We start from the raw sequence: 11,188 nt of genomic DNA, 5'->3' as shown, positions 1-11,188 counted from the left end.
TTCGCCACCGCGGCAGTATCCACGGCGGCCATCGATCCTTCGGACATCAGGTGCTGCTCCTTGATCAGGAGTTACACCGTTCGTCTTACAGTCCCGCCGGCGTCAGAGGCGCCGGATACGGGAGAAGGTGGTGGTGCATGACGGCAGTCCTGATCGAGTCCCCGGCGACGTCGTCGAGCAACTCGGAGACACGGCGTAGTTGCTTGAGCCCGATGAAACCGTAGTGGTGCTGGTGGTCTTCGAAGACGCATGAGTTGAGCCCCACGAAGGTGATCGGCCCACGCTGCTGCACCGAGATGATCTCACTCGGTTCCGGGCGGTCGTGCCCCACGTGGAAGTCCCATGTCACAAGCGGAAAAATCTTGTAGAACAGGCTCTCCCCGTAGAATTCGTGGACGAATGTCAGGTAGTTGTCGAAGCGCTTCTGCGGGCTGGTTCGAGCGACGTCCCAGTCGATGTCGTGATTGCCGGGGACGATCACCACCTGGTCGTGGGACATGCCCAGTCCGCCGCACAGTTCCTTGAGGAAGGTGCGGACCAGCTCGAACTCTTCGGGCTTGCCCGTGTAGACCAGGTCGCCGGACAGAACGATCGTTGCGTTGGACGGGTCGCATCCTTCGTGGGTCAGGGCCCGAATGAACTCGTCACGGAGTTCGAGGCTCAGTCGGCGTGAATTCTCGTCATCGAGGTAGCGGTGCATTTGCCGGCCGGCGGGCCCACTCGTACCGAAGTGGACATCGGAGATGTGGAAGATCAGGTGCTGCTGCTCGGTCGGCCGGGCCGGCGGGACGCCGCCGCGGCCCTCGTTCCGCGAGGCGCGTACGAGCCAGTCGGAGAGTGCCTCCGCTTCGACCGGGTAGATGCCGGCCTGGCCGAGCATGCGGATCTGCTCGGCGGCGGACTGGGCGTCAGCGGGACGGGCACCGTTGCGCACCGCGTCCTCGGCCCGTGAGCGCGCACGCTCGAAGTCCCCCAGCACCAGGTTGGCTTCCGCCGAGACCAGGTCGGCCCAGTAGTCGCCGACCAGATACTCGGTCTCCTCGATGTCGGAGCGTAGCCGCCGGTACATCTCCTGCCCGCCCTCGGGGTGGTCCGGGTCGGTCAGGATGACCATGCCAGCGTGCGCGACCCGCAGATACAGACTCTTGGGCGCCAGCCGCATGGCCTGTGCGTAGTAGTCGAGGGCCTCGTTGTAGCGTCCGAGTCGCTTCACGGTGCCGCCGAGCATGCCGAGCGTCTGCGGGTCGTGGGGGTTGAGTTCCAGGGCCCGGTTCAACTCGCGGAGCCCGCCGTCAAAGTCCTGGAACTTCCTGAGGTAGAACCCACGCTGGCGGTGGACTTCGTAGTCCTCGTCGGCGGCAGGGTACGCCGCCTCGAGCACCGTCGCGGCGGTCCCGTAGTCCTCCACTCTGGCCAGCTCGTTGGACAGGGCGAGCAGGCCGGAGACCGGCAGGTTGCGGAACTGCTTGGCCCAGTGCCAGACGGCGACCAACTGTTCGTCACGCTTCGCGCGGGCGATCTTGGAGGCGAACTCCCGCTCGAACGCCGCCTGGTCATTCTGCGGGTCGGGGGCGACGCCCAGTTCGTGGAGAGCGTCCTGCACCGGGTTGCGCACGGGACCGCTGGTGGCGGTCAACGCGGATCTGAACCGACGCTCGAACGTCTTGTCGTTGCCGAAGTCCCGGTCGTAGAGCAGGATCCGTTGGCTGGCAATGTCGAACGGCAGAGGCGTCTGTTTCTCCGCGACGAGGATTGTGGCTCCCGGTGAGATCGCCTGCCGCACCCCGAGTTCGTAGTAGACGTTGCTGTTGGGCGCGCTGACGTCAGCGAGCACGATGTCGGCGGCGTAAATCTGCTTGATTGCCTGGTTGGTAATGGTGCCAGCTTCGACGATCTCGTCGATCCGCAGCACGCGGAAGCCCTCCGCCTCGGCCGTCGGCCGCAGTACGCGGGCGTAGAAAGCATCGAAGTCATGCTCCGCGCCATCGGTCAGGGACCGCACACCGAACGGCATGATCACGAAAAGTAGGGGCCGCTTCACCCATTGCAGACTAGTCGATGGAGTCCCGCTCACGGGAGTGGCAGCCGGCTCGGATCTGTTGCCCGGCAGCAGAAGCGGGCAGGAGAGCATCTGCACACGCTCGGGTAGACGTCGCGTCCCGCCGGGAGCGGCGAGTGTCGCTCGCGCGACCCCGATTCTTTACCCCGATGTCACCCGCCGACCCCTCGGGTGACGTGTCGGTGTCCGCCCGCGGGGGTTGGCTGTCGGTCGTCGCACTTGATCCTGACCAGGAGCTGATCCACGTGCCTTCCTCTCGCCGTACCTTCCTCGCTGGCGGCGCCGCCGCCGGCGTGGGCCTCGCCGTCGCCGGCGGCCTGCCGTCCCTGGCCCAGGCCAGCCCCGGCCGGCCGCAGCCGCTGGTCAAGGGCGGACACGCGCCCTTCCCGCCGCTCGTGGACGACCCCGACGGCATTCTGGCCCTGCCCGAGGGCTTCCGCTACACCATCGTCACCCGGACCGGCGTCACCCGGCTCGACCGTGGCCAGGGCACGACCCCGTCGGACCACGACGGCATGGCCGTCTACGACGCCGGCCACGGCCGGTACACCCTGATCCAGAACCACGAGATCGACCCGGGGGCCGAGTTCGGCGTACCGCACGTCAAGGGGACGGTCTACGACGCGGGCGCCGTCGACGCCGGTGGTTGCACCGTGATCAGGACCGACCGTACGGGCCGGAACCTGGGTGAGTTCGTCGCCCTCTCCGGCACGATCTCCAACTGCGCCGGCGGGCCGACCCCGTGGGGGACCTGGCTCACCTGCGAGGAGACCGAGGACCGGGCCGGCGACGCGTGGGAGGAGGACGGCCGGTCCGGCGTCTACCAGAAGGACCACGGGTACGTCTTCGAGGTGTGGGCCGACGGCAGCGCCGACCCGAGGCCGGTCAGGTGCCTGGGCCGCTACTCCCACGAGGCACTGGCCGTCGACAGGGACCGCACCCGGATCTACCTCTCGGAGGACGCCGACGGGCCCAACGGGCTCTTCTACCGCTGGACCGCGCCGCGCGGCGTCAAGCTGGGCCCCGGCGTGCTCACCCGCCTCGCGCCGGACGCCGGCGTGCTCGCCGCCATGCAGATCATCATGGACGACGGCTCGGTGCTGCCGGACGTCGCCTACCTGACCTCCGCCCAGCTCGGCCGGCCCTTTGCCGTGCGCTGGATCGAGGTGCCGGACCGCGACGCGCGGACCACGTCCGTCCGCGAGCAGTTCGCCGACGGCCAGGTCACCCGGGGCCGCAAGTTCGAGGGCGTGTGGGGCACCGACGAGGGCGTGTACGTGGTCAACTCATACGCCTGGGACGACGGCGACCTGCCGGCGGACGCCGCCCCGCACGACGGCATGGTCTGGTTCTACAACTACAAGGCCCAGACCATCGAGCTGGTGACGTACTTCCCGCACCAGGAGGCCTCCGAGGAGGGGACTCCGGTCAGGTACACCGACCTCACCTTCGACGGCCCGGACAACGTGACTGTCACCCCGTGGGGAAGCCTCGTGCTCGCCGAGGACGGCTCGGGCGCGTCCCACGTGCTCAGCGCGATCCCGGGCGGCCCGACGTACGCGATCGCCCGCAACCAGCTCAACGACTCGGAGTTCTGCGGACCGACCTTCACCGCCGACGGCAAGGTGCTCTTCGTCAACATGCAGGACCCCGGCCTCACGCTGGCCATCACCGGCCCGTGGGAGAAGTACCTGGGCTGACCGGCACGCGGTGGGGCCGGCGGGCCGCCGCCCCCACCGCCACCCGGCGAGCTGACCTCAGACGGGCATCGCTGCGTATTCGCGTTCGGTGAACAGGTCCACGTCGCGGGGTCCCAGCTTCGCCACCCGGCGGGCGTGCAGGGCGAGCTGCCCGCGTGCCTCGCCGAGGCGGCGGGTGGCCGCCACCATGTCGTCGGTGGCCTCGAACGACTCCGTCCCGCTGGCCCTCATGGCGGCGTCCATCACCCCGTTGAACGCGGTCATGAGCCCGTTGGCCAGGGCGATGCCGTCCTGGTCGCCGCTGGTCCAGACCTGCGACCAGGCGGCCTCCACGGTGGCCATGTCCCGGGCCAGCCAGTCGTGCAGCACCATCGGATCCAGCGGCTTCTGCCCTCCGAACAGCTGGTCGCCCACCTCCCGCAGACCCGAGCGCCAGTACCTGGTCTGCCGCAGCGCCTCGGCCTTGTGCGACAGGCGCAGGGCGCCGGACAGCATGAGGATGTACGCGCGTTGCAGGTCGGTCCGCTCCCGGTGCCGACGCCTCAGTCGACTCTGCACCATGACCACGAACAGGGACGCGCAGGCGGTGATCGTGGAGCCGAGCAGAGCGGCGACTGTCGAATTCACGCCGACATGATGCCCGCCGATGACCGGCCCCGGCGCGCGGGGTCGGTCACCGGCGACGGCGGCGGGCACGGGCGGTCACCTGACGCGGATGTGGTCGACACTCTGGGCGACGGCTATGGTTTGGGCATGAACGATCGACGCGGCCCTCGGCGCGTCGGCGAGCGGGTGCCGCTGCCGACGATGCTGGTGCTCGCCGTGGTCGTGCTGGTGCTCTCCGCCGCCCGGTCGATCGGGCTGTGCATCGTGTTCCGGACGGCACGGCGGGCGATTCCCGGCTGTGTGCCCGCCTGGTCGGCGGATCGTGCTCCGCCGCGCCACGCGCACGCCCTCGCCTGACCCCCTCGCCCGGCTCGCGCCGGCTCCCGTGGCGCCGCCCCGCTGACCGCGGCGACCGGCCGCGGTCACCGTGCCCGCGGACGCGCTCGCCGCCCCGCCGCTGAGCCCGCCGCGCCGTACGCCATGCTCCTGGAGTCCTCATGAATGTCGAACTGACCCCGCTGCCAGGTATCGGGGTGCGCCGCATGTTCACCACCGCCGAAGGCCGCCGGGTGGGGGTGGTACACCACCATCCGGGTGGCCGACGCGACCTCGTCCACGAGTCCCCCGATGATCCCGACGCCACCTGCTCGCTCACCCTGACCCGCTCGGAGGCACTGGCCCTCGCCGGACTCCTGGGAATCCTCGACGTCCTGGACGTCGTCACCGTCGCGGAGGTGTAGCGGCGTGCGGCCGCCGTGCCGTGCCACGAGCGCGGCACGGCGGCCACACCGGGGGTCACCCGTTGTGCTTCGCCTGGCACGACACGCAGAAACGCGCGTGCGGCAGAATTTCGAGCCGCTCGGACGGGATGTTCTCGCGGCACTTCTCGCAGGCACCGTACGTGCCGTCGCTGATCCGGGTCAGCGCACCGGTGATCTGCTCGATGTTGCGGCGGGTGGCCACCAGCAGCGCGGCCCGGTTGTGGGCCTCGCTCGGGTCGCCGGTGTCCGCGTTGAGCTCGGTCAGTTCCCGCAGCCGAGCCGTCTGCGTGGCGAAGTCGTCCGCCAGGGACGCTCGCAGGTCAGCAAGCCAACCCTGGTCGACAGTTCGATGATCGACGCTCATGATCTACCTTTCGAGGGAAGTCCGGGTAAAAAGAAAAGGGCCGAAGCTGGATAGCTTCGCCCTGGCGGTCGTCTCGTGGTGCAACGATTCCGCGGGAGGGCCTCGGCCGGTTCGCGCCGGGCCCGACAGCCGGGAGATGGACGCGATGGGCAGTGCGCGGACCACAGGCACCCGCATGCCTGCCATCAGCCGCGCCGCAGCCGCCGGGCGCACAGCCCCGAATGCCGCCACATCAGTGACGGCAGGAGAGCGGAACGTGACCGGAGGCATGTATCCACCATAGGCGGCGTCCGCACCAATGCCAACGCCCGTGTTCGACGTGACGGATCGGCCGACCCGGCGCCCGGTTCGGGGCCGGTGCCCGGCGGCTCAGACGTGCACGGTGGGCCGGTAGATGAGCTCCTGGGTGCGTCCGTCGAGCGTTCGGCTCTCGATCAACTCCATGTCGAAGTCGGCCGCCCCCTGGAAGATCGGCTCCGTCCCGGTCTGACCGGTGATCACCGGGAAGAGCGTCACCTGGACGAAGTCCACCAGCCCGGCGGCCATCAACGCCCGGTTCACGGACAGGCTGCCGTGCGAGCGCAGGGGAACGTCGGACTCCTCCTTGAGCCGGGCGACGACATCCACGGCGTCACCGCGTACGACCGTCGCGTCCGGCCAGTCGAGGGGTTCTTCGAGCGTGTTCGACACGACTGTCGCCGGGAGGCTCCTCATCCGGTCGACCCAGGCGTCGCGGACCTCGGACTCCTCGGTGCTCGCGGCCAACAGCCGCGCGAACACCCGGTACGTGCCGGCGCCGAAGACCATGCGCTGTTCCTCGCCGTACGAGGCCAGGCGGCGCTCCAGCAACTCGGGGCCCTGCTTGCCCCAGTAGCCGCTCCAGTTGCCGCTGGCGGTGCCGAAGCCGTCGAGGCTGGAGAAGACGTCGAAGGTGTAGGTGACGGTCATGAGGATCCCCTCGTCCGGGTGAGGTCGGTACGGCGGGCGAGCAGGAAGGCCCGCTCGGTCTCGTTACCGGTCAGCGCGATGGCCTGGTCGTAGGCGGCCCGGGCCTCGTCGTCGCGTCCTAGCCGGGCCAGCAGTGCGGCCCGGGTGGCGGGCAGCCGGTGGTAGCCGGGGAGATCGACGCCCTCCAACGCGGCGAGGGCGGCCGTCGGGCCGTGCACCTCGGCGACGGCGACCGCCCGGTTGAGCGCGACGACAGGGGTTGGCGCGAGTGCCAGGAGCTGGTCGTACAGTGCCAGGACCTGCAGCCAGTCGGTGGCCGCGCCGTCGGTGTGCACCGCGTTGATCGCGGCCTGGATCTGGTACGGGCCGGGCCGGTCCCGCCGCAGGCAGCGACGGACCAGGTCGTGGCCCTCGGCGATGAGCGTGCGGTTCCACAGGGACCGGTCCTGGTCGGCGAGCGGCACCAGGTCGCCGTTCGCGTCGAGCCGGGCCGGGCGGCGTGCCTCGGTCAGCAGCAGCAGGGCGAGCAGGCCAAGCACCTCGGGTTCGTCGGGCATCAACGCGGCGAGTTCGCGGGCCAGCCGGATCGCCTCGGCGCACAGGTCCGTCCTGATCAACGGACCGGCGGTGGTGGCGTAGCCCTCGTTGAACATCAGGTACAGCACGGTGAGCACGGGCGGCAGCCGGTCCGGCAGCTCGTGTTCGGCGGGTACCCGGTAGGGGATGGCGGCGTCCCGGATCTTCTTCTTGGCCCGCACGATCCGCTGGGCGACTGTCGCCTCCTGGATCAGGTACGCCCGGGCGATCTCCGGCACCTGGAGGCCGCCGAGCAGGCGGAGGGTGAGGGCGGTCCGCGCGTCGGGGGCGAGCGCCGGGTGGCAGCAGGTGAAGATGAGTCGCAGCTGGTCGTCCTTCACCGGTCCCACCTCCTGGGGTTCGTCAGGTTGGTGCAGCAGCAGCGCCTGGGCGTGCCGGGCCTCGCGGGTCGACTCCCGGCGGAGCCGGTCGACGGCCCGGTTCCGTGCGGTGGTCACGATCCAGGCGCCCGGGTTCGGCGGCGCGGTCTGCCACTTCTGCAACGCCGTGGTGAAGGAGTCCTGGACCGCCTCCTCGGCGAGGTTGATGTCACCGAGGAGGCGGGCGAGGGTGGCGACGCAGCGGCCGTACTCGGCGCGGTAGATGCTCGCCAGGTCCATGTCCGGTTGACGGCTCCCGCTCAGGCCTGGGACAGGTCGTCGAAGGGGCGTACCTCGACCGGACCGCAGGCCGCCGCGCACTTCTCGGCCCAGGCCAGCGCCTCGTCCAGGTCCGCGCACTTGATGACCCAGAACCCGGCGATGTGCTCCTTCGTCTCGGCGAACGGCCCGTCGCTCATGGTGGTCGCGCCGTTCTCGATCCGGACGACTGTGGCGCTGTCCGGCGACCGGAGCCCTCCGCCGAAGACCCAGGCGCCAGCGGCCTGCATCTCGTCGTTGATCCGGCCGGTCTCCCTGAACATGATCTCCATCTCCTCGTCGGACGGGTCCGGCTGGCCCTCGACGAAGTGCACGGACAGCAGGTACTGGTTCATGACGATCCTCCGGTGACTCGATTGTGGGATGACGACAGGTCAGGCGGCCAGGCGGCGCGCCACGGCGGGGATCACGATCGCGGCCGCGACCAGGTGGGTGAGCATCAGCAGCGCCCTGGTGCCCACGCCGGCGTCGGCGATCACGTCCGGCACCAGCGACAGGGCCGTCAGCACGAGCGTCGTACGGACGAACGTGCGCCGCGGACGCCTGGCGAAGCGGGACATCAGCGCGGCGACGACCACGCCGATCAGCGAGAAGGCGGCGGTCAGCACGCCGAACCCGGTCACGGGGATCGGGGCGCCGCCGACATCCAGACTGACCCCTGCCGCGTGGCCGGCGGCGGCGACGGCCATGGTGGCGGCGCTCGCCGCGACGGTGGCGACGACACCGGCCCGGATCACCGCACCGAGGGTCGAGGTGGTGGCGTCTGTCGTGTTCGCGGTGGTGGTCATCGTGCCCTCCAGCGGGTGTGTGGCCCGTCTCGTGCCGGGCTCTCACCAGGGCTACGAACGGAGCCGGCCCCGATCGACACGTACGCCCAGATCTTTTCGAAAATCATCGAGGCGGAGCGTCGATCTTCGGGAACACCTCACCGAGGCTCGAGCAGCCCCCGCGCGGCCATGAAGGCCCGCAACGTCTCGGCGTCCTCGACGGACATCAACCGGCGGGGAATCACCGTCGCCGGCATCCGTCCGACATACACGATCCAGAACTCACCGGTGTCCTGCACCTGGCTGACGCCGTCCCAGGCGATGCCACCGGACTCCGAGCCGCTGCGCATCATGATGTTGTCGTCGGTGATGTCGTAGGCACCCTCGACCGCGTAGCGACCGGAGCGGCGCCTGGCGCGCAACACCACCCACGGCCGATACAGCATCGACAGCACGCCACCCACGAGCATCGCCAACCACAGCGGCGAGGCCTGCTCGCTCCAGTCGAACCTCCGCGAGACGACCAGACCGGTCGCCCCGACCACGGCGAGCACCGCGCCGACGTAGCCGTACCTGCGCAGCCGGACACCGCCGAGCGCGGCGGCCACCCGACCGGGGTAGGCGGGATCTGCCGGTACGCCAAAACGGATGTGCACGTCAGAACGATAGTGCCACCGGGGTGCAGCGGTCGGCTCATCGCGATCCGACCGTCCTCCCCGCACACCGGAAGATTGACACTTATCGTTACAGCAGTGATAGTAACTGCACACAGTTCCCCTCGGATCACCCGTGGGAACCGCGGCCGGGTGGTGGACGCCGCCCACATCCACCCGGCCCGCGGCCAGCGTTTTCCGTCCCGGGTCCGGCGCGAGCGAGAACCGCCGCCGCGGGGAGCGCCGTCGTGACATCCGCTGGAGGATGAATGAGAAAGACATCGAAGGTGTACGCAGGGCTGGCGGCAGGCATCGTCGCGGTGACCACCGTGATCATGGCGATCGGAGCGTCACCTGCAGGTGCCGCGGTCGGCGGTTCCGGCCCCTACCCCGCCGACTACGAGACCTCGGCCAGCCTGGCCAACCACACCATCTTCCGTCCCCAGACGCTCCCGTCCGAGCGCCTCCCCATCCTCGTGTGGGGCAACGGCGCCTGCTCGGCCAACGGCCTCTCCCAGGGCAACTTCCTGCGCGAGATCGCCTCTCACGGCTTCCTCGCCATCGCCAACGGAGCACCCAACGGGTCCGGCTCCACAAACGCCCAGATGCTCACCCAGTCCATCGACTGGGCGGTCGCGGAGAACTCCCGCCAGGGCAGCAAGTACTACAACCGGCTGGACACGAGCAGGGTCGCCGTGGCCGGCTTCTCCTGTGGTGGTCTGGAGGCGTACGCCGTCTCCAACGACCCGCGCGTCACCACGACCGGCATCTTCAGCAGCGGACTGCTGAACGACGCCGACGACTACCAGCTCCGCAGGCTGACCAAGCCGATCGCGTACTTCGTCGGCGGGCCCAGCGACATCGCCTACCCGAACGCGATGGACGACTGGGGCAAGCTCCCCGCCGGGCTGCCCGCCTTCATGGGCAACCTGAACGTCGGGCACGGCGGCACGTACGACCAGCCCAACGGCGGCGAGTTCGGCCGGGTCGCCGTGCTGTACCTCAAGTGGCGCCTCAAGGGCGACACCTCCGCCGGGGCCAATTTCGTCGGCGCCGACTGTGGTCTGTGCCGCAGCCAGTGGACCGTGCAGCAGAGGAACCTGACGCTGGACGGCGGCACGCCACCCACCACCCCGCCGCCCACCACGCCGCCACCCACCGATCCCCCGACCACTCCACCGCCCGGCACCACCGCCTGCACCGCTGCCTACTCGGTTCAGGACCAGTGGAACGGCGGATTCGTCGCCACCGTCGCCGTCACCGCCGGAACCACCGCCCTGACCGGTTGGCGGGTCACCCTCACCCTGCCGGGCGGAGCATCGGTCAGCTCGCTGTGGAACGGCGTCGCCAGCGGCACCAGCGGGACGATCACCGTCGCCAACCAGAGCTACAACGGACGGCTGGCCGCCGGCCAGGCCACCAGCTTCGGATTCCAGGGCACCGGTAACGGAAGCGGCACCACAGCCACCTGCACCGGAAGTTGACACACGGCCTGACGAGAACGACCACCCCCCTCCGGCGGGCCGGTGCCTGCACACCGGCCCGCCTAGGGCTCCGCCACCCGACGACGATCTCTCGGTCACCTACCGGGTCGGCGGCGCGAGGTCACCTCTGGCGCCACACCTGGAACGACTGCACCAGACCCCACGCCCCGTCGGGCTGACGCGCCTCGTTGCGCCAGCGGAAGGCGTCCGGCTCGATGTCGAAGAAGGTCCAGCGCCTGTCGTCACCGTCGAGCACGATGTCCGCGCCGACGCGGGAGGCCAGGAACGTGTGCACCCGATGGCGACCCGGCCCCACCCACGTCGAACGCCAGACGCCGGCACCCGCCGAGGGATCGGGAAACCGGACGCTGACGCCGTGTTCGACCCCGGGCAGGATCCAGACATCGGTGGTCGCCCGCCCGCCCAACGCGTACCCGAAGTGCCATTCGCCACGCCTGACTGTCGACGAGCCGTCCGGCTCGTACTCCGTGCAGTCCAGGACCCACGACCCGACGAACTGCCCGAACAGGCTGAGGTCGACGCCGTCGGCAGGACGGTCGGCGAGAAACGCCGCACCCACGGACACGATCGTTTGATTGTCCATGCTGGCA

13 protein-coding genes are annotated in these 11,188 nt (G+C 69.8%); 4 read left to right on the top strand and 9 right to left on the bottom strand.

The window, feature by feature from the left end; all coding sequences use genetic code 11:
- Positions 1-85: 85 nt before the first annotated feature.
- Positions 86-2,041 (bottom strand): metallophosphoesterase, encoded by a 1,956-nt coding sequence (locus ACZ6N8_RS29690; protein ID WP_466014192.1) that lies wholly within the window; start codon positions 2,039-2,041, stop codon positions 86-88.
- Positions 2,042-2,304: 263 nt separating this feature from the next.
- Between ACZ6N8_RS29690 and ACZ6N8_RS29685 the strand changes: the two genes are divergently transcribed.
- Entirely contained in the window at positions 2,305-3,759 is a 1,455-nt protein-coding gene (locus ACZ6N8_RS29685) for an alkaline phosphatase PhoX (RefSeq protein WP_466014190.1), read from the top strand.
- A gap of 57 nt (positions 3,760-3,816) precedes the next feature.
- On the opposite strand, the gene ACZ6N8_RS29680 is transcribed toward ACZ6N8_RS29685, so the two are convergent.
- Positions 3,817-4,386: a hypothetical protein gene (locus ACZ6N8_RS29680; RefSeq protein ID WP_466014188.1), complete on the bottom strand. Its 570-nt coding sequence runs from the start codon at positions 4,384-4,386 to the stop codon at positions 3,817-3,819.
- Positions 4,387-4,512: 126 nt separating this feature from the next.
- Between ACZ6N8_RS29680 and ACZ6N8_RS29675 the strand changes: the two genes are divergently transcribed.
- Together ACZ6N8_RS29675 and ACZ6N8_RS29670 are read left to right on the top strand one after the other, a co-directional pair.
- Entirely contained in the window at positions 4,513-4,722 is a 210-nt protein-coding gene (locus ACZ6N8_RS29675) for a hypothetical protein (protein WP_466014186.1), read from the top strand.
- A gap of 140 nt (positions 4,723-4,862) precedes the next feature.
- Positions 4,863-5,105: a cation:proton antiporter regulatory subunit gene (locus ACZ6N8_RS29670; RefSeq protein WP_466014184.1), complete on the top strand. Its 243-nt coding sequence runs from the start codon at positions 4,863-4,865 to the stop codon at positions 5,103-5,105.
- 55 nt (positions 5,106-5,160) lie between these two features.
- Here the strand turns inward: ACZ6N8_RS29670 and ACZ6N8_RS29665 are convergent, their stop codons facing one another.
- From ACZ6N8_RS29665 to ACZ6N8_RS29640, 6 genes are all read right to left on the bottom strand, one after another.
- Positions 5,161-5,490, bottom strand: a complete 330-nt coding sequence (locus ACZ6N8_RS29665; RefSeq protein WP_364376250.1) for a TraR/DksA family transcriptional regulator — start codon at positions 5,488-5,490, stop codon at positions 5,161-5,163.
- 369 nt (positions 5,491-5,859) lie between these two features.
- Positions 5,860-6,438, bottom strand: a complete 579-nt coding sequence (locus ACZ6N8_RS29660) for a dihydrofolate reductase family protein (protein WP_466014183.1) — start codon at positions 6,436-6,438, stop codon at positions 5,860-5,862.
- A complete protein-coding gene (locus tag ACZ6N8_RS29655; protein ID WP_466014181.1) occupies positions 6,435-7,634 on the bottom strand; it encodes an RNA polymerase sigma factor in 1,200 nt (399 codons plus the stop codon). Before ACZ6N8_RS29655 ends, ACZ6N8_RS29660 begins: the two co-directional genes overlap by 4 nt.
- Before the next feature lie 20 nt (positions 7,635-7,654).
- Entirely contained in the window at positions 7,655-8,008 is a 354-nt protein-coding gene (locus ACZ6N8_RS29650) for a YciI family protein (RefSeq protein WP_364376259.1), read from the bottom strand.
- 39 nt (positions 8,009-8,047) lie between these two features.
- A complete protein-coding gene (locus ACZ6N8_RS29645; RefSeq protein ID WP_466014179.1) occupies positions 8,048-8,461 on the bottom strand; it encodes a DUF6069 family protein in 414 nt (137 codons plus the stop codon).
- Positions 8,462-8,598: 137 nt separating this feature from the next.
- Positions 8,599-9,096: a YcxB family protein gene (locus ACZ6N8_RS29640; RefSeq protein ID WP_466014177.1), complete on the bottom strand. Its 498-nt coding sequence runs from the start codon at positions 9,094-9,096 to the stop codon at positions 8,599-8,601.
- 266 nt (positions 9,097-9,362) lie between these two features.
- On the opposite strand from ACZ6N8_RS29640, the gene ACZ6N8_RS29635 reads away from it, so the two are divergent.
- The gene (locus ACZ6N8_RS29635) at positions 9,363-10,577 is read left to right on the top strand and encodes a cellulose binding domain-containing protein (protein ID WP_466014175.1); all 1,215 of its coding nucleotides are present in this window, start codon (positions 9,363-9,365) and stop codon (positions 10,575-10,577) included.
- A gap of 121 nt (positions 10,578-10,698) precedes the next feature.
- On the opposite strand, the gene ACZ6N8_RS29630 is transcribed toward ACZ6N8_RS29635, so the two are convergent.
- Positions 10,699-11,181 carry a hypothetical protein gene (locus ACZ6N8_RS29630; RefSeq protein ID WP_466014173.1) on the bottom strand — a complete coding sequence of 161 codons (483 nt, stop codon included), beginning with the start codon at positions 11,179-11,181 and terminating at the stop codon, positions 10,699-10,701.
- Positions 11,182-11,188 lie beyond the last annotated feature (7 nt).

Source organism: Micromonospora sp. NPDC047521 (genome assembly GCF_055587305.1).
This window is presented reverse-complemented; position numbering and strand designations above follow the sequence as displayed.